Genomic DNA, 23,960 nt, shown 5'->3' on the forward strand with positions numbered 1-23,960 from the left:
CCAAAGAAAGTTGGTGATATTGATATCTAAAAATGAAGGTAAATTATTTGAAGATGACTTTAAAAAATCAATTCCTGATTATTGTTGGTTTAAAAGACTAAATGATAATGCTGCTTCATTTTCAGGAGGAACTAATACAAGATTTGCTTCTGATAATGAATGCGATTTTCTTCTTTTTGATACAGCTCGGCAAAAGCTACTACCTATCGAATTAAAATCAACACAATCTTCGTTTTCATTCTGGAGAGAGGATTTTGAAAATAATAGTAAAAAACATACCTTTCAAATTAAAAAGAATCAGATAGTTGGATTACAAAAATGGAGCAAATACAGCAATGTTATATGTGGATTCATTTTAAATTTTCGCAATAAAAATAACGCTACATATTTTGTAAACATTAAAGACTTTCTCCAGTACACTTCTACCCTGTTAAAAAAATCAATTAATTATAATGATGTTCTTCAAATGAATCCCGTTAATATAGAAAATGATAAAAAACGTACTCGTTATCGTTATAATATTGATAATTTTCTTTTAGAAGTATGTTGTGTTTTCTGATAAAATATGTCGAATTCTAGATCCGTGTAATCATCACATTCCATCATTATTTTTTTATATATATTTTTACAAAATATCCCTTTACTATTTATATATAAAGTGGTATTCTTGAGCCAAAATTATAAATATGTATAGGAGGTATTCCAATGGCTGGTAGACGTAAAAAAGTATCTGAAAAAGACTATGATGCATTGATTAAGTCATCAGAGGGAAAAATTGCAAAGCTTGTAGAAGACACTAAAGCAGAACGATTAGTTCTTAGGCAACTGAAAAAAGATAAAGCTAAATATGAAGCACAAAAAGCCGCTAAAGCTGCTGAAAAGGAAAAAGAAGAACTTGTAGAAATGATTGTAAAGTCTGGCAAGACTATTGATGAAATCAAAGAGTTGTTATTGAAATAAAAACTTAATTTCATATGATAAAAGGGAAGTCTATATTAGGCTTCCTTTTTTATTAATTTTTTGAGAATTGTGAGGAAATGTATATATGACAAAATCTAATGAAATTGCAATTAGGGAACTAACGCTTATTGACAAAATAAATATGATTGATAATATTGTATCCGCATGTTTTACAGATGGTGAATATACTCCTTATTATTATGAATCTTCATTAACCATTGCTATTGCATTATATTGTATTAACGGTATAACATTCGAGGAAAATGAATCTGTATATGATACAGTAATGGCTGATGAACAGATCAAAGTATTAATTGATGATATAAAAGAACATAATAGTGATATTTGTGAAATAGAAAAGCATGCCATTGATATTATTAAATTTAAAAAACAGCAAATTATCCATGGCTCAGATACACTGCGTAAACTTGGCGAATTTCTTGATGTTTTTGTAGATGCTCTTTCTGGTATCGCTAATTTGAATATTCAGAACATATCTAATGAAGATATGAAATTAGCTGTAGAATTTATGCAGAATATGAAAGATAAAAATATTACTGAAACAACTATTGCTAACGCAATGAATAAGGTAATTAAAAATCATAAAGTTCCAAACACTAAAATTTACGAGGGCCAAAGAGAACGTATTGCCGAACAGCAAAAACAACTTAAAGAAAAAGATGCGGAAATTACTGCATTAAAAATTTGGAAACAGGAACATGAAAAATAGGAAGTGATATGATGGGGAAAATAATGAGTACAATCGACAGAGAAATAATTAAACCTAGAGTCGATGCAGCTTACCAAGAAGGATTTGATATGACAAAAGAAGATATTAAATCCTTTTATTCACAGGGAAGTCCAAAGAGATATAAAAGAACCAAAGCATATGAAAACTCTCCAGATTCCATTCCCCCTTCTGGTGGCAATGGTAGTTATCATTATAATATCCATCTCAATGAGCACTCATATAGCACGGGGACTCCAGGATTCCCAGTATTTCAAGAAGCCCAGCATAACGGCTCTGGAATACTCGGTAAGGCAGACACATGGTTTGAAGCTGAAGAAGATATCAGGCAAGCTTTAGAAAATAATTTCACATAGCAGATTTATTTAAACTCTCATTTCGAGGGTTTATTTTTTTGCTGAGAAAGGGGAAACAATGGGGACAAATTTTAATGTTGATGTTAATATACGTCCACATGGTGCAGAAAAAATTGACCGTTTAGAACAGCAAATTAATAGTTTAAAGAATAAAAATATTAATTTGAAATTTAACATTAGTGGTATAAACTCCAAGGATTTAAATTTTAATAAGCAATTTAAAAATCTTGGAGAAAGCGCAGGGAAATCATATTCCACCGCCTTGCAAAAGCAAATAAATGCGGTTGCCAGAACACAAAGAAACGCTTTTTCTGAACCATTAAAAACATTAACAAAAGCACAACAGAATTATGATGATTGGTGGAATAAACAGCTTTCCAAAAAATCTAATGCGAATTATGGGAAAAGTCAACAGTTTATTATGTTTGATCAATACTTGAATCAAATGAAAACTGTTGAAGAAAAAGCCCAAGAAATAAAGAAGCGTGTCTCTCAATCTTTCTTGGATGTGGATACATCTTCTATTCAAAAAAATCTTAGAAAATTTTCTGGTTCTGATTCAGAATCGTATAAATCCGCACAAGCTAGTCTTGAAAAATTATTAAGTTTACAAAAAGAATTAAAAACCGGAGTCAGCAATGGTGGTCTATCAAAAACGTTAAATGCCAATGAGTATATTGCAAAATATAATGAATATGCAAGTATACTGGAGAAATGTAAGAATCAAGTAAAAGTTTTAAATAATGAATTAGTTGGATTATCTAAACCAATTAGTAGTATGGATGCTGTTACAGCTTCAAACAAAACTTTGACTTGGCTTAATAATAATACAAAGGCGGCAAAAGAATATGGTGAAGTTTTACGTTCACTTGCAGAAAAGCAAAAACAGGCAACTACGAGTGATCAACTTTCACAATACAATAAAGAGTTTAGACAAATTGTTTCAGAAGCGCAAGTACGTGGTTTAACAGGTAATTCAAGACTTTCTGAACTTAAACGTGCAGCCAGTCAAATTGCTGAATTTGTTGGAATTTATGGAATGTTACAAAATGTAATACTGGAAGTTCCGAGACAGATGGCGCAGAATGTACTTGATGTAGATGCTGCCATGACTAACTTGCAAATGGCAACTGGTGTAACCAATACACAAGCCCAAGAGCTAATGTCTACATATAGCAAACTTGGAGAGCAGTTAAAGGCGACAAGTACAGATGTTGCAACTAGTGCTACAGAGTGGCTTAAGCAAGGGAAGTCGATTGAAGAATCACAAAAACTTGCTGAAGATTCAATTGTTTTATCTAAGATTGGTGATTTATCTTCTGAAGATGCAACTAAAACCATTACTGCCGCTATGAAGTCATACAACCTTGATGAATCTGAGGTTATGAATTTTGTTGATCAAATTTCTGCTATTGATATGGCATCAGCCACAGATGTAGGTGGTCTTGCTTCTGCATTTAATGAAGTGGCCGCTAACGCAAGACAGGCAGGTGTAGATACAAAACAACTTCTTTCATATGCGGCGGCAATTGGAGAAACAACACAAGAAGGTATGTCTTCTGTTGGTACATCATTGAATGCAATATTCTCAAGAATGGGAAATATTAAATTGTCTCGTTTGAAAGATTATGAGACAGGTGAGGATCTTAGTAATGTAGAAACCGTTCTTCGTGGAGTAGGAATTTCATTACGAGACTCACAGGATGAATTTAGGGATTTTGATGATGTACTTGAGGAAACAGCTAACCGTTGGACTTCGCTGAGTGGGGTACAACAAAGAGCAGTGTCACAGGCTTTCGCCGGAACGCATCACATGAATGATTTTATGGTTTTGATGGAGCAGTGGGAAAATGTAGAGAAATACATTGAAACTGCTGACAATGCTTCTGGTCAGAGTATACAGAAATATGAAGCATATACAGATTCATTAGCAGGCAAATTTTGCCTGATCGCATAGAAATATGCGAATAAGAACATATTTAATTGCAGGTAATACCTAAAGCTCTACACTACAATATAGGGGAAACTACTATATGACAGTTTTAAAACGTAGAGATAAAACAATGGTTGTTCATGCAGCGAAGCACCCTAACGTATCCCGTAGACCATACGGTACTTGAGCCGAGGGTGAACGTTCACAGACTATTCCCTTGTCGGGATTCAACAATATTCTATTTCATTTCTAATTTTTTCACATATTAAAAAGAGAATATAAAAATAAGGGTGGAAATCCCGAATAGTTGAATCAATAGAAGTACGGGCGCAATCGCAAATGGCGCAGGTGAAAACCCATAAACGGAAAAGGTATGACTGCTACTCTTCTATTTTGAATGAGTGTGGTTAAGAAATAGTCGGTTCTTGTATGAAAATACGAGATGTTGTTGATTAATTATATGATGGAGAACATTAAATGAACAATATTTTTAAATGTAAATCATTATTCAAAATAGCATTTATAAAATATTAATCAACAACTGATAAACTATTGCGAAGTTTATCGAACATAATAAGAAAATTGAGGGATTCAAAAATAGCTTCCAATCTCTCTCGACTTCAGCTTTAGATTCAGATTTATTCAAGGGAGCTATAGACTCCGGCACAGGACTTCTCAACATCATAACTAAACTTACAAGTGTTGGTGATGGAATTCCTGCTTTAATAGCTGCATTTTCTGTTTTGAAATCAGCTACAGGTTCGGGTAAATATAAAGTCATAGTTATAAATGCCCCCTTATATAAGATTGCGTAATAATGCCACGCAATTAACATATAGGGTGTTTGCGGCAATTAATCATAAGTTGCTAATACGAACCTTGGTTATAACCTAAATTGTCGAATATCGGGGGAAGCCGTAAGCCAGAAATGGTGCCAAACGGATGAGATAAAAGCGCATTTAATATAAATAGCGTTCCGAATGGAATAAGTGTATCTACACGAAAACGGTAGTCACCGACGCGGTATATGCTAGAATGAAAGTGTGATTTCATAATATATCGTGCGAGAGGCTGACAAGACACAGCGTGATACAGGCATAATTGTATCATTGGCTGCAATATACAGTCCGTAACCTGGGGGAAAGCCCCTGAGAAGCGAATAGGGATATGATTAGCACTACTGCTACCCTACTTAGTACATATCACACAAACTACTGCCGACTTGCAAAAACGGAGTAGAAAATATTTTATAATACTACTATTCTCTGATATAATATGTTTATATATAGATTAAACATGTGGAGAATAAGTGAAAATGCCAAATAATAAATCAAACAAAAGACAAATTAAATCATCTACAAAAGCTCATAGTACAAAACATAGGAAAAGCACAAATTTGTACGGTAATAATGGCACTAATGTTACAAAGCCATTCAAAGGGAACAAAAAAAATAAATAGTATGCAATAAGGAGATGATACCAATTCATAATATAGAAGTATTAATAAATAATATACCAAGTATTTTACAATATATTATTCCTGGGTATTGTTTGATGTTTGTATTTAAACATATTACAAATGTAAAAACAGATAATAATACAACAATTATTCTAAGTTGCGTTATTAGTTATATTACGCTTTCATTATTATCATTATTTTATATCAGCAATAATATTTATATTACTTCTGCTATTGCTATTTTAATAAATGTATTTATTGGTTTCTGTATTGCTATGGTTGCAAAATGCAAAATATTTAATACCTTTTTACTTAACCATTTACATACCAATACTTATCATGATATATGGAATGATGTATTGGATTATACTCATGGTTCAAATATGAAGATATATCTCAAAGGATACGATTATTATATATTAGGTCATTATAGATTTAATGAAACAAATGGTAATGAATCATGGTTCGCAGTCAGTGGATATGAAAAAATAGATTTAAAGACTGATAAGATTTTGCAAATAGAGGATGAAACTTCTTATTTTGTTTTTAACTTGCGAGATGTGGATCATATTGAAATAATTTAGATTATTACAAAAAAATAATCAAAGTACTTTTTATTGGACATATATTATGCTATTATAAACACATGGTTGTTGCTGCACCTTTTATACATAGCCGGTAGACTTTTTAGGTTCTATCGGCTATTGTCATATAAGTAATCAAAATTCCTTAAATAATTTACTGAACTTTGAATTGCATGTAGATGTTCATCTCACAAATAGAAATTCTATTTCTTTTCTAAGAGTTTGTATAGATGGATCTCTCATAACACCGTCTTGCATTGTACGTATAAATTAATATGTAACAACATTATATATAATAGCAAACAAAAAGAGAATAACAATGGTTAAAACTATAGCTACAGTAAGGGCTAGACCTGAATTGTCAAATATAACATTCGCAATATAATAAACGATACAAAATATAATTATACCAGGTAAAAGCATAATAAATCCCCCTCTTTATCATAACATGTTTTATAACCGATTCAGTCTTGTTCCAAATTAAGTTTCATTCCTACCTCCACCTACTAATCAAAGAAAGGATTGATTAATATAAAAGAATATATAACAAATGATATTCATATTAAATTCATACGCCAGAAAAAGGATGATTCAATCTGCTCGTTTGATACCATTGAAGTATCTATTAACGGGAAAGTTATTCCTAATCTGAAACGTTTTAAATTAGATCTTAATGTAGAGTCAGGTAATTTTTCGCAACCATATACAATCGAACAATATCTTTCTGTACCAGACTGATTAATCCAATATCACCATTTATTTACACAATTTTTATCATCTGAGAAATAAACATCACATGGTTTTCGTTCAGGGATGTTTGAAAATTGATTTATTACCTGGATAGCATTATTGGACAGTGAATTCAAAAACTGTTTTTTATTCATTAATAAATTTCCCTACCATTTATGTCCACAGTTTTTACAATGCATAGTATTCCTTACGTCACTACTAAAAACACCAAATAATATACTACCGCCGAGTTTTTTCCCAGCCGATATTTTCTTTATGTTGGTAGACCCACAGGTGGGATGGATATCTCTATAGTATATTTAATTTCATAATTATTTTGTTAGAGATTTGGTTAGAGATGCTATTTAAGTCAGAAAAATATGAAAAATTATCAATTTCAGGATTTTTTAGTAATCCATCTAAAATTTCAATATCATGCTTACCTAATAATAATGATATAAATTCATAATCAATCAACTTTGATACATCTTCTTTGCAATACTTGTTCCAGAAATTAATCTGACTTAAATAATAAATTGAATGTAATATAATATGGTATATATCTTTATTTTTTATAAATGATTGAATAGTCGATTTATAATCTAAGGTTTTATATGCAATATCTTCAGCTACATTCTTTTTATAAATCCAATCATTAACCTTTGTAGATAATTGAAATTTATAATTTTCATAATAATTGTTAAATCCCAAAGCTGCTTTCATTTGAACTTGTGTAGCATAATACTCAGTGTACCATTTAATATATGGTTCTCTTTGCTGTTTATTTAGTCCTGTAAGAATTGTACTGTCATGTAAAATATGTGTTAATTCATGATAAACTCCTGGTCTAGCATTTGATTTTAGTTCTGGTATGTATGTACTGGAAAGTAAAAATGTTGGTATTCCCTTATCAAAGGTTGTTTTGAGATTTGCGCCTAGTGTATCATCTATAACAATATTGAAATCTGGAAATGTACTAATCAGCATGAATTTTTTATATTCTTCTTTATAGCTATTTATAATATTATTTATCTTATTATACTGCATAATTTATACCCATTTCTACAAACACAATATTTTAAAGGATGGTGAAAGTTTGAAAGATATTAATAAAAATATTCAATCATGTATTGATGATTATAATAAAAAAATGACTTCTCTTGTTTATGATGATCCAGTTGGTGTTTTATCACAGCAAGAGTATGAGAAATATGAAAAAATATATCTTGAAAAACGTCGTGAGAAACTACGTTCTCATGGTTTACATGTGTGAGCGTAACAATATATTTATACCCAATTAAACTAAGGTTTAATTAGCAGAGTTTCTTTAGAAAATCCAGCTTTTAAACATCAGTGACGTATTAAAATATTTTCAACTTATCATTTTAATTCATTACTATATATAGATGAGGATATTTTGTTTATCATATTATTAGATTCATAACAAAAAGCATCCGATGGTTCTGTGCTTATTAATAAGTCTATTAGAGCACACATATCATCTTGTACATATGTAAAGGGTAAATGAAAGATAAATAAATCCTCAAAAATATTGTACTGGTTATATATAGAATAAAATCCAATATTATATACAATCCAATACATTAATAAATGAAAGTTTTGTTTTGAATTAATTCGTCTTGCATGTTCAAGCCGTAAATTAAATTGTTCGTTTTGAATTTGAATGAATTCTTTTAATGTTATAATTCCATTCTCATTATAAATAGTTGTAGATTTTGTAATGTTTTTATTAGGATTGTGGAATAGTTCTAATAATTTTTTTATTTGAATTTGCGCAGCATGATATTCTGTATATGGATAGAGTATATTTGTTTTTTCTTGTTTATCATATATATCTGTTAGTAAAACAGTTTGATCATAAACATGAGTAAACTCATGATATAGATTTGATATAATATACTTTTTGTTTATTTTCGGATTGTAAAATTTACTTCCTAATGCAATTTCATATATATCGGACGTAATTTGCTTGACTTGTGCAAGATATTGCATTTTTAAACGCGGCATTGGAATTATTTCTGGCATTTTACTTTTTATATCCAAGTCGTTTATAAATTGAGTATATATTGCGGCAATCTCATCGTTTGACAACATAATATTTATATCCTTTCAAGAAAGTTGGTGTTATATAATGTATAATAGCATAAATAACAAAGCCGATTCAGATTCTATTTTAAACACACAAGACCCACATGTGCATGTTTTACTCAATCCTTCTGACATTAGTCTACCACTCCCACCCAAACCAAAATATAAAAAGATATTGAGTGATCTATATTTATTAATCAATATACGAGGAACTGATAGCTTTAGCATGTGGTTGGACATTTGGAAGCAACTTTTTTATCATATAATAAGTCATGACTAAAGACTAATTATCTAACTAATCTCTACCACTCATATCCACAATTATTACAATGAAACTGCATTTTTCTTTTATTACCAAACAAACCAAATAATACAGCATTTGTTGCTTTTGAAGCTGTAGTAATTTTACGAATATTGGTACTTTGACAAGTTGGGCATTTAGGCTTGTTGCTTTCTTCTGCTGCCTTCTGCTGTTCTACTTGAGTTCGCAGTTGAGACATTTTTAATTCATATTCGATGATGTCTTCATCATGAAGTTTAATCATGGCATCAAAAAAATTAGGGTCTATTGCAACATCCATCCAAACCTTAAAGTCTTGATATGTGACATTTAATGTTTTTATAGGATGTCCATATTCACATTCCGTTGCCTCTTCTGGTAAAATAAATTTATACCCCCATACTGGATATGCGAATTCTTTTGGTAAATGCAATCGCTGACATTCAGCGCAATATTTTATATAATCTGGCATTATAAATACACCCCCTTATAGTAAATGTAATATTCATTTTCAAAATTTTAATTGCCTTTGCATTTTTCACAATATTTTGATTTTAAACTAAGTGTTTATACTTATTCATCAAGATATATTTTTAATGCATTGTAACAATTTAACACTTCATTATCAGCGGCATATGATTCTGAGCATTTTTGAATTTTATCTGTGTAAATAAACGTTGTAAGCAAAATCAAAAACACAAATACGATAAAAGAGCTAATAACTTTATATTGCTTATCATATATCAAATTTTTGAACATGGTTAATGCTCACTTTCTTAATGATTTATCGCTATTTAATAAGACTGTTTAAAAATCACTTTTACAATTATTACAATGCCACTGCTTTCCAATTTTCTTACTTAAAATACCAAAGCCTATAATGGAGGCTGCTCTGTTTGTAGCAGAAATTTTCTTGATATTTGTAGAATTGCAATACGGACATTTGGGAAGATTACTTGCCTGTGGTACATATTTAGCTTGCTCTTCAGTTCCATAACACCCAGCACGTTTCGCATCTTCTCTCCATTGTGCAATACGACTTTTATACTCTATAATATTTTCCTTTTGGAGTTTTATCATAGCTTCTATAAACTCTCTATCTTCTGATACACGTCTAATCAAAAACATTTCCTCTGCGGTAATGGTTGTATGTATTAACGGCGATCCGCACTTAAAACAGAAATTAGATTTATCAGTGTTATCTTTGTCTGGATCATATAATAATCTAACATTACAATCGCGGTTAGAACAAATTGTTACATGACTATTAAATGCCATTTAATCAATCCTCCTTAATATATTGCAAGTATATTATAACATGGATATTTTTAAAAACAAACGGTTTTTAACTATGACAAAGGCAACAACAATGAGAACCTATATAATAATAGAACCTCATTATCATCGCCTTTGTCAATTGATTCAGTATTTATTTTGGTTGCATTTTATATCCACAGTTATTGCATACTAACTCTACTTTATTCGTTGCAAAGCCTGTGAGCAATCTCCATTTCTTTCTCAAAGGAGTAAATTCAGTGCAACCACATTTTGGACATTTAGTTTTGCGCTCTTCTTGTTTAATGGATTCCAACTCCTTTGCTTTTACACGAAGTTCGGCCATCTTCGTTTCGTAAGCAATGATGTCTTCATCATGAAGTTTAATCATGGCATCAAGAAACTGTCGATTATAATTTGAAGCTGTTCTGATAGCTATAAAATCATCATGCGTAAAATTCAAATCTACAATATCTTGCTGACAATATGGACATTTTGATAATCCATGTCCCCATCCGCCAATATATCCTCTGATATATTGCATGTTCTTTGGATCTCCATTTCCTTTTGGCTCATTATTATCATAACAGTTTTGGCAAAAATATATTGTTAATTCTTCTCCATTATACATCTTTATCACCTATTCGAATCAATATTTTATTTTTAATTATCTTACTTAATCCATATAAAATATATGTGATATTTGCAAGATATTACATATTATACCAATTGCAAAAGTGATTTTCAACTATGACAAACACAATGGCTTTAGTACGATATTCGAAACCTTTAAAAAGGGATCCTTATCTGATGAATGGACGAAGGCTTGGCAAAAAGTCGGAACTATGACTAAGCCTGCATCTTGGAAAGCTTGGGCTGAATCAATGGAATATAGTGATAAAGCATTACTTAAATTTTTAAATGATGTAGACTTAGGCAAAAAAGATATTACTGATATGGGTGCTGTTATCGAATCGTCCGGTAAATCCACTTCCAAATTTGGAAATACGTTAAAAAGCTTTGGAAAAAGCATTGGAGCCAATCTTTTAAATTTAGGGACAGATTTGGCCATAGGTCTTGCTATAACAGGTATTGTAAAAGCAATTGATAGTGCTTACGAAAGCTATGATGAGGCATTAGAAAAGTTCCAAAATTCACAATCCAATTACGAATCTGCTTCTGCTGAAGTAGAAAATTTAAAATCTCAACTGTCAGACATAGATTCTCAAATTGCTACCATTAACAGTCAGCCTTTAACTATTACATCTCAAGCAGAATTAGATAATCTACAGGCTCAAAAGGCAGAATTAGAACAAATGCTTACATTGCAAGAGAATATCGCTACTGCCGCAAAAAAGCAAGCCGCTGCTGATGCATATAATCTTTCACAAAAGACATCTTCTTTATCCACACTTTACAAAACAAAGAATTCTAGTGAAGCAGAAGGACTTTTAGTGGATCTTATGGATTGGTATGGAAGTGATGCGACATCTGCTGTAATTGCAAGAGGTATTATGGGCGTTGCTTCCCCCGCAGCCAGGATTCCAGGTGGACTAAATCAAACTGCAAAAGCGTTTAATTCATTTAGCGACACAGATATAATTAGACATGATACTGAAGAATTAGTAACATTAAAAGAACGAAGAGAAAAAATTTTAAATTCTATTACATCAACTTCTTTAGATGATATTGGTGAAATTGATAGTGCTGATAAATTAGCTAATGGGTTAGAGAACTTATTCATGTCTCCCAATACTAAGGATGCATTATTAAAAAGTGTAGATAATGACATAGCTTTGATTGAATCTGAAGTTGCTGAGAAGCAGGCTTTATTATCATCACAAATTGAAGCAATGACCGATGAAAATGGAAATGCCATTAGTCCATCATACCAGAGTACAGTAGATGAACTGCGAGATGCTTTAAATGAACTTGAACACTATAATACACTTGGTATGTCTGAAGCAGAAAAAACAGTCAATTCCATTGACAAATATTTTGGAAAATCTTCTGCTTCAACTTTAAAAAATTATTTTCAAGAATTAGCGAACGCCGGCGAATTAACTGAAGATATTTTCAAAACACTTGGTTTATCTGCCAAAGATATAGGCGTAGAAAACTTACAAGATGTCGTTAGATATTTCAATGACATGGCAACGGCCGCTACCACCGCTGCTGATGCAGTTGAGAGTGTGGATGGCAGTTTTGAAGGTGTTCAGGCAGCTTTTGAATCTGAAAATGCTGGTTCACAGTGGGATACTATGTCTGAATATCTTGCGCAGGCGAAAGAACTATATGATCAAGGATTAGTAGGAACCGATGAATTTCAATCTACAGCAAAATTCTTCGCTCCTGGTAAAATTAATGAGGACGACTATAAATACGATTCAGATGCGTATGTTGCTGCCTGGCAATCAGCATATGAAACTGTATCACGTTGGTTTGATGCTGAAAACCCTCTACAAAGCATGTGGAATTTCTCTACAGATTTACGTGATTGGGGATTAGCTGAAATTAATTATAACGATGATGGAAGCCTTGCAGAAATCATTCCTACATTCAAAACTACCGCTGAAGCCGCTGATGCATTAGGTGTTAATGTAAATGCTGTAGATACTGCTTTGCATAAACTTGAAGATTATGGATTTGAATTTGACGATATAATGTTTAGTGGTGACGGATTAAGTGAAATAGAATCTACCCTGAACAATATGAAGGCATTATATGATTCTATGGATGAAGGTGCTACTAAGCAAAAACTTGGTGATACAATTGCTGGATGGGATGAAGAGTATGCAAAATATCAGGAAGATTTATCTTTACTCACCGAAGACCAAATTGTTAAAATCAAATTCGAATATGATTTGGCTACAATACAGCAACAGATAGATGAATTGGATTTAGCTTGGCAATCTGGTGATAGATCTTCTGAAACTGGTGCTTCTAGGATAGCTGAAAAAATGAAGTATCGTGAAACTAGAGAAGAACAAACTGGATATACAGAAGATAGTGATGACGATTACGCATCTACGTATGATAAAATTTCTCAGCTTTCCGCAAAATTTAATGATGACCTATCCGACTCTCAACGTGAGTCAATCCAAAATCAAATTTCATCTTTGCTTGATCTGCAAAATGCATTTCAAGATACATTTGCGAATGGTGAAGTTACCAACTGGGATGATTTCTTGGGAACAGAAGAATTCAAAACGGCCGCTAGTTCTATAATGGAAGAAACTGGGATGACTAAAGAACAGTTATCCGAACTTCTTGGAGTGGATTCCGAAACTTTAGATTTACAAGTCTCATTATCCAAAGAAGATTTAGATGCGCAGCTTGCTAATCTTACAGAAGGTGAAACTATTCATTTTTCTGCTGATGTTGATGGAGTTGCCACCGAAATTAACGCTATAAAAGATGAAAATGGAAATATTACCTATACTGCTATTGTAGATGGGGTTGAACAAGAACTTGCTCCTGTATTGAATGAAGATGGAACAGTAAATTTTGTTCTAGGGGATTCTCCATCAAGCGTTCCTAATGCTGAGGGTAAAGCAGATTATGATATGGGAGAGCATCCTAGTAGTGCACCAAATATAGGAGGCATTGCAAACTATAGTGGTATTTTCCCAACATCAGCACCAACATTATTCGGAACCATTCAATATACAATTCAAACAGTTGGAAATACAATTTCTAATCTATTTAGCGGAGCAAGCGGCTTATCTGGAACCGCACATCTTAGCGGAACAACTGGATTACACCCTATTCCCAAACTTTCTGGACGCGCTCTTGCTATGGGAACACTTCAGGACGAAAGTATACTAAATCCAAATTGGAGAACAAAGCGTACCGAAGTTGCATTGACTGGCGAAGAAGGTCAGGAAATGGTGGTGACACGCTCAAACCGTTGGTATACTGTAGGGGATAACGGTGCCGAATTTGCAAAAATTCCGCAAGGTTCTATAATTTTTAATGCTCAACAAACAAAAGAACTATTGTCTAAAGGTAAGATCAATAGTCGCGGCACTGCTATGATAAGTGGTACTGCATATGCTACTGGTGGACGGCTTCCTGTCCCTGGTACTGGCGGTTATTCTGGAAGTGGCAATAATGATTACTCTTCTACTGCCTCAGCCGCTAATAACGCTGCTAATGCCGCTGCATCTGCTGCCGATTCTGTTTCAGAAGCAGCCGATGAATTTGAAGAAAAGTTTGATGCAATCGAAATTTTATTAGATAGAATGGATCGGGCACTGCAACAACTCACTGATTCTATCGAAACATATTCTTATGATTTATCAAAACAAAGTTCTGTAGCAGATCAGGCTATGAACCAAATTCGCAGTAATCTAAGTACCTTACAATCTGCTTATAATAGATATATTCAAGAAGCTAATGCAGTTGGACTTGATTCTTACTGGCAAAATTTAGTCAAGAATGGTGCTATAGATATCACAACTATAACTGATGAGTCATTGAAAGAAAGTATTGACGAATATCGGGATTGGTATGAAAAAGCCCTTGACGTGCAAGACACGATTGCAGACATGCAACAAGAATTACTTGATCTTGCCGTTGAGAAACTAGAAAATATAGAACAATATTTCGAAAATCGTACCGATTATAATGATAACTTCGGATATCTTACCCCTCTTACTACTCTACAAGAAGCTGTAGATAAACTAACAAAAGAACTGGACAAGCAAGTTTCTGACGGTGTAATTAAAGAGTTTTCTAACGAGTGGTATGAAAGCATGGAGCGCATTAATTCAGCGCAAGAAAAACTTTTTGAAGCCACTCTTAAAAAGTATCAAGACATTATAGATAATCTTACTCGCATTAGTGATACTCTGGATAATTCCATTGCATTAAAAGAAGCTCGTGATGAACCGATTCTTGAATCTGATTATCAAAAGCAAATGGATATTAGTAATAAATCCATACAAGAATTATACGATAAACGTCAGGTATTATTAAAACAACAGGCAATTTATGATGTAGGTTCTGTAAAATACGACGAAATCGCGGACGAGATTGCTGATATTGATGACGATATTTATGGACTTCTTACTGACATTGAAGAACTTAAAGATAAAATCTGGGAAGTCAGATGGCAGCCTTTCTTTGATGGTCAGGAAGCATTGTCAGATCTAATTGATGAGACTGATGAATTTAGAAATCTTTTGGATTCTGATGCGTTTGTAAGTGAAACTGGTGGATTGACGGATTCAGGTTTGGCTAATATTGCTTTAATAAGCCAATCTATGAATGCGGCGAAACAATCTATTGCAAATTACAGAAAAGCATTAGAGAATCTACAAAAAGATTATGATAACGGTAATATCTCCTTAGAAGAATATAAGGAGAACAACAAAGAGTTTATCAATAATATTGCGGAAAATGTTGGTGTAGTTGAATCCTACAGGGACGAAATCGTTTCTCTTTGGGAAGAGATGGTTAAGGCAGAAAATGATGTCATCCAAGATTCAATTGATAAGCATCGTGAACTTTTACAAGCGAAAAAAGATAATGACGATTACAGTAGAACTGTTAAAAATCAAGTTAAGGATATCAATGCGCTTCAGGCACAGATATCAGCGTTAGAATCGGTAAATATATTGCCGAATGTGTTTTAATTGCTGGGAACTCCTAAAGTTCTATAAACTACAACATAAGCATGAAATAAGGCTAAGTGTGAATGTGTGAAAATTATAGAAATGGATATGCTAGATGCAATCTTCTAGGTCATAGACGTAAAATGGACAATCAGCAGCGAAGCCTCGAATAGAGGAACGTTCAACGATCAATGGGTGATGAGTGTAACCCATGTAAGACCGCAAGCGATTGGCGGTTTGAAACAAACACACTGTTTATTAAGCAATTAAATATTATTCATAGAATCACGTTGAAACATACGTGATTTTTTCTTGCGTAACCTTATAAATCAAAAATTTAAAAAGAGAATAAAAAGAATGGAGGTGGAAAATGTTAGTAGAAAAACAAAAGATTGAAGTTAGGTGGAATGGGAGCAATCGAAAATGGTATGAAGAAAAAGGGTATAAATTTACCAAAATAAGAGATGGTTTTATCGTCAAACCAGAAGATTTGCCTGATTACTCTCATCATAAAGTTGAAGTTATTTGTGATTTTTGTAATCGTCAATATATTTTAGAATACAGAGACTACTTAAAAAATATTAAAAGAAATAACAAAAAATTTCATTGTTTTATTTGTGGAAACAGAAAACATATTAAAAACATTAATCATTCTACCTCAAAAAATAAGCTTTCCGTTGATGAAGTAATTAAAAGAATAGAGAGTAAAAATAAAAATAAATTGTTAAATCCAGAAGATTATAAAAATCAAAACACATCAAATTTGAAAGTATTGTGTGGTAGTTGTGGCAGTGAGTTTCTGACAAGTCTTAGTTCTATAAAAAATGGTGATGGAGCCTGTTTGAAATGTGCAAATAAAAAAACAAGTGAAAAGCAAAAACTTTCAAGCGAAGAGGTCAAACGAAGAATTGATGCTGTAAATAATAATAAATTGTTAAATCCAAAAGATTATAGAGATAATCATACACCAAACCTAAAAATAAAATGTGGGGATTGTGGTGAAATTTACGTGACTACACTCGCAAATTATGAATATAATCAAAAGATACGATGCGATAAATGTTCTCAGAGAATAAGTGTTCCAGAAAGAAAAGTTATGGAATTATTAAATTTCTATAGTATCAATTATAAATATAACTATAGATTTTCTGATTGTAAAGGAAAAAACAGAGCACTTCCTTTTGATTTTTGGATTGAAGATTTAAACACTATTATTGAAACAGATGGAAGACATCATTATCATTCCGTATGGGGCGAAGAACATTTTCAAAGAACAAAATTATACGATGGAATAAAAGATAAATATTGTAAAAATAAGAACATACAACTTATTAGAATTCCTTATTGGGAATTTGATAATATAGAAGATATCTTAATAAAAAAATTAAATTTAAAACCTCTTAATCAAAACAAAAAAATAAAATACATACCCAAAAAGAAAATTGCTTAATTTTACAGAAGATATGATCTGAACTCATAGGAAACTATGAGGAGAGTGCTACTACTCTCCCACTTATGTAGCGAATAAGTGGAAACATAATTGAAACAACGAAAGTGCCAAAGCAGAACTTAAGAGACTCAGGAGTCAATTAGCTGATGCTGAAAGTGAACTTGAGCAAACGCAGAAAGATCGTGAATATGAGATAAGACAAAGTGGATATGATTCACTCAGTAGCGACCTTAACGAAGCACTTGATGATACTTTAAATAATGTCAAGTATAATGCTTCTGAGCAAGAGCAAGTTATTTCTGAAATGTTGAATCATATTGTTAATAATTACGCTGATGCTTACGATAAAATAAATGAAATCATTCATAACACTGGCTTCACGCCATCAAAAGATTTTCAAGAAAATATCAATAACATAGGTTCACAATCTGGTGCTGAAAGTCAAGTTAATGATAGTAATACTATTGCTCCTGAATATAAGCCAGATGATTTCGTTACAGATACACCAACCGATCAGATTCAGTCTGATTCAAGTCAAGCGAATAATGATAGTATAGAATCTGAAATTGAAAAAGAGCCTAATATAGATAATCGTCCCGTTGCATTAATTGAATTAAAACCTAAATCTGTATCTGTACAGGAAGGTAAAAGTACAACTATAACTGCTAATATCCGTCCTACGGATGCAGCAAATAAAAAAGTGCAATGGACATCATCAAATACTAGTATCGCAACAGTTAGTAATGGAACTGTCAAAGGTATAAAGCCTGGTAGTACAACAATTACATGTATGGCAATGGATGGTTCGGGAATATCTGCTACATGTGGCGTGACCGTTACAAAAAAGCCTGATCCACCTAAGCCAAAACCGCCATCTTCTGGTGGGGATGGAATTCCGCGAGTAGGTGACGTTGTAACCTTTACAGGTACGTATTACTATGATTCTTGGGGACAATCCCCAGCCGGGAATTTATATTCCGGCGTTAAAGGTGGCGTTGTTATTGATAGCTACTCTGGCACAGAATACGGAGGTTCTTCAAGTTTTCACGGAGGTTTGGGTATTCATATTAAAAGTGCCGATGGCAGATATGGTGATTTGGGATGGGTATCGCTTAGTCAAATTAGCGGATATGCAAAAGGTACTAGAGGTGTTACTTCTGCATTAGAAATTGCTAAAGTTAACGAACTTGGCACAGAGCTAATCATGAGACGTGGTGGAGATGATTATACTGTATTGCAATATGGTGATGCCGTTTTACCTAAAAACTTGAGTGATAACATGTTTACTTTAGCTGGACATGCAAATGAGATCATAAGTGGACTTGGAAATAATACTACTAATAGAGAACTTTCTATTACTAACCATTATGATAGTTTATTGACTGTGAATGGGAATGTGGATAAAAATGCATTACCTGAATTAAAGAAGTTACTTGAAGAATCTTATCGTTATACCTCTCAAAAATTGTACAAAGACGCTGGATTCATGGGAATGAAGAGAAAAATATAATATATTAATGTGCAATTCTCTGTTAAAATAATTATAAATATATTAATGGAGGATTGCACCATGTCAATTGTAATTAAAAACCAAATTCAAATTCCATCAGTTTCTGTTATGCCCGGCTTCGGTTCAAAAATTAATTTGTCTTCTAATACTACCGTAACAGCGCGTGAATGTAAATTATTTGAAATTGCATTACATATGGTCTGCAAACTATATCAGCATGAAAAGCGTAACTTATCTGAATTTCCTAAAATGAACATTCTATTTACTTATGATTTTACTTTCGAATTTCAAAATAATAGTGCTACAAATTTAGGATTATATATGAATCTCATTATATATTCAATGCAAAATATAAGAAATAATATTATTACGGAATTAAATTATTTGGCTATATATATTGAAGAATTATGTCACTGCGTTTGGCATATTGATGATGAGTTAATAGTAAAAAACAAAGTAATTGAAGTATTTAAATTGTCTGGATTAAATGTTACAGAGGAATTATTTTATTTAAAAGGAGGTAAGGTCGAATAATGTCGTCAAATGAAGCTTCCAACAAATCTCGTGATTCATATTATGACACAATTATTAATGACTTGATTAACGATCTTCATCAGGAAGAAGCTATAAATTTATCTTGTTCTGACTGGAAGGTAAATGTTACTAACATTACGCCTTATACATTAGATAAAAGTAAGACTGTATAATTGTAATATAAGTATTTATTGAGGTGTCATTATGGCACCTCTAATTTTATTTTTTAAGTGAGGTGATAAATAAAAAATGATATTAGTGTGTAAAGATTTCAACTATGACAATAAATCTCTTATAAATCAAAAATATATGTCTGTAAATTTTGAAGATGATACTAGTCTACCATCTTCTATTTCTCGTACTATGGAAACAAGCGATATGAATAAATATCGCCCTGAAGAAAATGGTTTTGGTATTACATATTCAGAAGTATTAGAATTTGAGGTGCACATTGTAAAGAATTTTGATGAATTCACATCACAATCCGAAATGGAGTTTTCTAATACCGAATACGAAAAGCTAGTTTCTTGGTTGACGTCGCCACAAACCAATCAATGGATGGAAGTCACAAAAGAAAGTGGAGAGAAAACCAAAGTCAAAGGTTACTTCTCTTCTGTTGAGCCATACGATAATTGGGGAATTTGTTATGGAGCAAAATGCACTTTTACATGCAACTCTCCGTTCTCTTATACTAGTAAGGAAATAGAACAGACTATTTCCGGTGTTACAAATTTCCTTGTCAACAACGAAAGTAGCGAATTATATGATTACGTATATCCTACACTCTTAATTGAGCCTACCAAAAATGAAGAAATCTATATCCATAATTTATCAGATTCAATAATTCTTGAAAATAGTACAATCACACTTTCAGAGGATACCAGTTCAAACATCACCGCACTTCAACAAAAAATTTCTTCTTATGCAGCTTTAAATAATCTAACCGTTGAGTATGTCATTGATGATACAACACAAGACTTAAAACTGATTTGTGATAATACTGGATTGCTATTTTATATGACGGACTCATACGGTATTAAAAATAAATATGTTGCTTATTATTTGAAAGCGGATGGACAATATTTTATATGTCAAAGTGGATTTTTCTACTGCAAATTATCTCAGGCGTTGAAAGTTAAAATTAATTGTAAAAATCTTGGAATGTATGATTCATTAGGGCGCCCTGTTCTTTTTGACACTATGGGTATTCAGGATGAAGATGAAATATATTGGCTTCGTTTGATACATGGAAATAATAGTTTCAGGGTTATGGGAAATTGTAAAATAACTATCTCCTATCTTGAAGCACATAAAGGAGGACTAATTTCATGAAAATTAATCGTGATTTTTATAATCGAAATGAGCCGTCTCGGATTTATCTGTCTACTCCAAACAAGCAATTATTATGCGCTTTAAATAGTGTAGATATAGATAGTGTAGATTTTCAAGGGAATTGCAATGACATATCTACTATAAGCTTCAATATAAACCAGTATATTGAGGATGATTCAGGAAGGCAAATCGAAGCAAATGGATACCAACTTATATCTAAATATACGAAATTATATGTAACAAATATTGGCTGGTTTATATTAGGAGCACCAGAAACTCATCATAATGGAACGTATGAATATAAAACAATCAATGCTTCTTCTGCTCAAGTTGAATACAGTCAGGTTCCTCTTGATGGTTGGAAGGTAAATCGTGGTACTACAGATTCACTTGAAATGCTCGTCGAAGGTAATGTAGAAATTATTAACGATGTAGAGTTCGCAAAAGAAAATATCAAATTTCATTATCCCGAAAAACCCGAATTGAGTTTAGTAGATATAATAGTTTCAAAGGTTCCCGGTTGGCAAGTCGGCTATGTAGATAACATCCCTAAAACTTATGAAAGTATTGAAAATGGAGAAATTGTTACAAAAGATGTACTACTCGCAGATGAAGTGGGTACGTTTGATATTAACTCTAGTAACTGTTTCTCTTTTTTAATGCAAGATTTTGAAAAATATTTTAATTGTGTTGTGGATTTCGATTATTTAAATTTTGTAGTTAATTTTTACAGAGTAGAAAATTTTGGAAAAGATACAAGCGTTACGATTGGATTTAGAAATATTGAAAATTCTAACGACGTTGTAATTGACGAAGATAATATTTTTACTAAGTTTCGTGTTTCAGGTGGAGATAATCTTGGCATTGAACAATTTAATGGCGGAAGTAATTATCTTACAATTATTGAAGACTATTGGTTAAATAACAAATATCTAAGTGACTCTACTATTCAAAAATATAAGGCTTGGACTGCATTTTGTAATGTTGCAAGATATCAATATGGGGAATATTCTAAAACATGGAATACGTTGCAAGAAGAAATCTCTGAATTATATAATCGTATTCCAGTCAGTGATTGTGATCCTAGTAATTGGTCTAGTTTAAGTGATTCTGCTTTACTAAATTTAAAATCGGATTACGAAGCTCAAAAACTAGGATATGAAAAAATATATGTAGATGATGAAGGAAACTTCGATATAGAAGCATTAGACGCTTCACCAGATGCAAATACCTATCATCAAATTGTAGATACTATTCTTCCTAATATTGACATAGAAATTAATAACAGAGGTTTGGAGTCCTCACTAGATATTGAAGATTATATAGATAATTATTATACAGACTGGGATTATTATGGTATTAATGAGCTTACTATAAGATTACAATCCTATCAAGATATTGTAAATCTATTGAAAAAAGATCACTATGATTTAACTTGGGAAGAATATCAAGAAAAATCAAAGGAAGACATTGAAAAATACCCAGTGCAAACTTCAGACGGATTTGAGGACAAGCACAATGAATATATAAAAAATGCAGAACAGTTAGATGATAGCAATATCGATTCATGCGCATACGCTTTGAAACAAAGGCAAACCGAAGCAGATATAAAACAAGAACAGCAAGACGAAGTTAATTCAAACCGTTCTTCTCTAGCACAAAAAATGGATATGAAAACATGGCAGGGACAAGAAACTTTACAAAGTGAAGCTTCAACTGGTTTCACCCAAAAAGAGTTGGATGAGATATCACATATAATTAATCAAAGTACATATGTAAATGAAAATATATTTGTCTCTTCTACCGAAGGACTTACAGATACAATATTGATGCAGCAAAAATTATGTGAAACTGCTCTTGATGATTTATCTGCATATTCTATACCCCAAGCTACTTATACGACTACAATGAATAATATACTTTCTGCCTTTGGAAATGAAATGCATGCACATGATTTATATTATGGTAATTTTATTAGACTTGGACTTACAGATACATATTATGTAAAATTACGAGTTATGAGTATATCCTTCAATCCATGCTTATACAATAACGACTTTACTATCCAGTTTTCCAATATGATTAAGTCTGGAAAAGCTCGTAATGATTTTGTATCACTTCTAGATATGGCTGGAAATCTAAGTAACTCATCTGTAGACACTAGTTACTCCGGCAATCCACAAATTACTGATGACAACATCTATCAACTTTTACAAAAGTTATTGCAATCCTCTGCCTTTAACAATAAAGTAGACCATATCGTAAACAATAATCCAGGAGGAACCGGAAACAGCTATCTTAAACCAGGCGATATTTATCAGAATAATGGTTTTTTTCAGTATATTCAGTCTGAATTAATTGCTGCCGGAGAAATTGTTGCGAATAGTGGAGATTTTAAAGATTTACAAGCATTAGTTGCTGCCATTGATAATTTGTTGGCTGGCAATGTAAGTGCAGAACTAGCCCATATTATCAATCTTACTGCTAAAAATGTAAATATCGATGAAGCTGTAATTCGTGATTTAATTGCTGCTCAAATAACTGTATCTATGCTTCAGGCAGGTGATATATCTGCAAATAAATTTCATATCATTTCCGATGATGGAGGGCTGTCTATTGTTGGAAATACAATGCAGTTTAAAGATAAAAACGATACTGTACGCATACAAATTGGAAGAGATTCTAACAACGACTTTACTTTTGTATTATATGATGAAACAGGCAAGGGAATACTTATTGATTAAATGTGAGCCGCACACTTGTGACTTTAGTCATGAGTTAGGCTGACAAATAGTCAGTGTATAGGGAAACCTGTACATAGAGACGTAAAACCGTCCAATATACTACCTGAATTGCTGGAAATGCGTAAAGCTAAACTAACTACAACATAAGGATGAAACATACCTAAGTGTGAATGTTGCGAAAGCAGAAAAAATAGTTTAGATGGAATATGGTTAAATCCTAAGTTCTATACATTTACAAATCGCAAATCAGCAGCGAAGCTCCAAATAGGAGAACGTTCAACGACCATTCCTCTTGAGGGAAGTACATGCAAGCGCATGGAAGTGGGTAGACCCTAACGT

Annotated in this window: 20 protein-coding genes; 14 read left to right on the top strand and 6 right to left on the bottom strand. The window is 32.3% G+C overall.

Features of this window, described 5'->3' with window-relative positions; genetic code table 11:
• Positions 1-19 precede the first annotated feature (19 nt).
• The 5 genes from H8S37_RS04655 (at position 20) to H8S37_RS04675 (ending at position 4,021) form a co-directional block, all read left to right on the top strand.
• Entirely contained in the window at positions 20-559 is a 540-nt protein-coding gene (locus H8S37_RS04655; RefSeq protein ID WP_243207068.1) for a PDDEXK family nuclease, read from the top strand.
• Between the two features lie 146 nt (positions 560-705).
• A complete protein-coding gene (locus H8S37_RS04660; protein ID WP_186874849.1) occupies positions 706-960 on the top strand; it encodes a hypothetical protein in 255 nt (84 codons plus the stop codon).
• 85 nt (positions 961-1,045) lie between these two features.
• Positions 1,046-1,690: a hypothetical protein gene (locus H8S37_RS04665; protein WP_186874850.1), complete on the top strand. Its 645-nt coding sequence runs from the start codon at positions 1,046-1,048 to the stop codon at positions 1,688-1,690.
• An 8-nt stretch (positions 1,691-1,698) separates the two neighbouring features.
• Complete coding sequence (locus tag H8S37_RS04670; protein ID WP_186874851.1) at positions 1,699-2,064, top strand: hypothetical protein; 366 nt, start codon at positions 1,699-1,701, stop codon at positions 2,062-2,064.
• A 58-nt stretch (positions 2,065-2,122) separates the two neighbouring features.
• Positions 2,123-4,021, top strand: a complete 1,899-nt coding sequence (locus H8S37_RS04675) for a phage tail tape measure protein (protein ID WP_186874852.1) — start codon at positions 2,123-2,125, stop codon at positions 4,019-4,021.
• 496 nt (positions 4,022-4,517) lie between these two features.
• Here H8S37_RS04675 and H8S37_RS04680 read toward each other — a convergent pair whose 3' ends face one another.
• Entirely contained in the window at positions 4,518-4,778 is a 261-nt protein-coding gene (locus H8S37_RS04680) for a hypothetical protein (protein WP_186874853.1), read from the bottom strand.
• Positions 4,779-5,470: 692 nt separating this feature from the next.
• Between H8S37_RS04680 and H8S37_RS04685 the strand changes: the two genes are divergently transcribed.
• A complete protein-coding gene (locus H8S37_RS04685) occupies positions 5,471-6,040 on the top strand; it encodes a hypothetical protein (protein ID WP_186874854.1) in 570 nt (189 codons plus the stop codon).
• 1,038 nt (positions 6,041-7,078) lie between these two features.
• Here the strand turns inward: H8S37_RS04685 and H8S37_RS04690 are convergent.
• Positions 7,079-7,816: a hypothetical protein gene (locus H8S37_RS04690; RefSeq protein ID WP_186874855.1), complete on the bottom strand. Its 738-nt coding sequence runs from the start codon at positions 7,814-7,816 to the stop codon at positions 7,079-7,081.
• A gap of 49 nt (positions 7,817-7,865) precedes the next feature.
• Between H8S37_RS04690 and H8S37_RS04695 the strand changes: the two genes are divergently transcribed.
• Positions 7,866-8,042: a hypothetical protein gene (locus H8S37_RS04695; RefSeq protein WP_186874856.1), complete on the top strand. Its 177-nt coding sequence runs from the start codon at positions 7,866-7,868 to the stop codon at positions 8,040-8,042.
• A gap of 107 nt (positions 8,043-8,149) precedes the next feature.
• On the opposite strand, the gene H8S37_RS04700 is transcribed toward H8S37_RS04695, so the two are convergent.
• From H8S37_RS04700 to H8S37_RS17155, 4 genes are all read right to left on the bottom strand, one after another.
• Positions 8,150-8,884 carry a hypothetical protein gene (locus H8S37_RS04700; protein ID WP_186874857.1) on the bottom strand — a complete coding sequence of 245 codons (735 nt, stop codon included), beginning with the start codon at positions 8,882-8,884 and terminating at the stop codon, positions 8,150-8,152.
• A gap of 296 nt (positions 8,885-9,180) precedes the next feature.
• Entirely contained in the window at positions 9,181-9,630 is a 450-nt protein-coding gene (locus H8S37_RS04705) for a hypothetical protein (RefSeq protein ID WP_186874858.1), read from the bottom strand.
• Between the two features lie 335 nt (positions 9,631-9,965).
• Positions 9,966-10,436, bottom strand: a complete 471-nt coding sequence (locus H8S37_RS04710) for a hypothetical protein (protein ID WP_186874859.1) — start codon at positions 10,434-10,436, stop codon at positions 9,966-9,968.
• A 151-nt stretch (positions 10,437-10,587) separates the two neighbouring features.
• Positions 10,588-11,064, bottom strand: a complete 477-nt coding sequence (locus tag H8S37_RS17155) for a hypothetical protein (RefSeq protein ID WP_207723879.1) — start codon at positions 11,062-11,064, stop codon at positions 10,588-10,590.
• Positions 11,065-11,278: 214 nt separating this feature from the next.
• Here H8S37_RS17155 and H8S37_RS04720 point away from each other — a divergent pair, with 214 nt between their 5' ends.
• The 7 genes from H8S37_RS04720 (at position 11,279) to H8S37_RS04750 (ending at position 23,621) form a co-directional block, all read left to right on the top strand.
• On the top strand, positions 11,279-16,072 hold the full coding sequence (locus H8S37_RS04720) for a hypothetical protein (protein WP_186874860.1): 4,794 nt from the start codon (positions 11,279-11,281) through the stop codon (positions 16,070-16,072).
• A gap of 349 nt (positions 16,073-16,421) precedes the next feature.
• Positions 16,422-17,501: a PDDEXK family nuclease gene (locus H8S37_RS04725; RefSeq protein ID WP_186874861.1), complete on the top strand. Its 1,080-nt coding sequence runs from the start codon at positions 16,422-16,424 to the stop codon at positions 17,499-17,501.
• A 304-nt stretch (positions 17,502-17,805) separates the two neighbouring features.
• Positions 17,806-19,011, top strand: a complete 1,206-nt coding sequence (locus H8S37_RS04730; protein WP_186874862.1) for an Ig-like domain-containing protein — start codon at positions 17,806-17,808, stop codon at positions 19,009-19,011.
• Between the two features lie 60 nt (positions 19,012-19,071).
• Positions 19,072-19,545: a hypothetical protein gene (locus H8S37_RS04735; protein ID WP_186874863.1), complete on the top strand. Its 474-nt coding sequence runs from the start codon at positions 19,072-19,074 to the stop codon at positions 19,543-19,545.
• Positions 19,545-19,718 carry a hypothetical protein gene (locus H8S37_RS04740; protein ID WP_186874864.1) on the top strand — a complete coding sequence of 58 codons (174 nt, stop codon included), beginning with the start codon at positions 19,545-19,547 and terminating at the stop codon, positions 19,716-19,718. The genes H8S37_RS04735 and H8S37_RS04740 overlap by 1 nt, the downstream gene beginning before the upstream one ends.
• A 76-nt stretch (positions 19,719-19,794) precedes the next feature.
• Positions 19,795-20,877, top strand: a complete 1,083-nt coding sequence (locus H8S37_RS04745; RefSeq protein ID WP_186874865.1) for a phage tail domain-containing protein — start codon at positions 19,795-19,797, stop codon at positions 20,875-20,877.
• Complete coding sequence (locus H8S37_RS04750; RefSeq protein WP_186874866.1) at positions 20,874-23,621, top strand: hypothetical protein; 2,748 nt, start codon at positions 20,874-20,876, stop codon at positions 23,619-23,621. Before H8S37_RS04745 ends, H8S37_RS04750 begins: the two co-directional genes overlap by 4 nt.
• The last annotated feature ends 339 nt before the right edge of the window (positions 23,622-23,960 follow it).

The sequence above is a fragment of the Mediterraneibacter hominis genome (assembly GCF_014287475.1).
GTDB classification, from domain to species: domain Bacteria; phylum Bacillota; class Clostridia; order Lachnospirales; family Lachnospiraceae; genus Mediterraneibacter; species Mediterraneibacter hominis.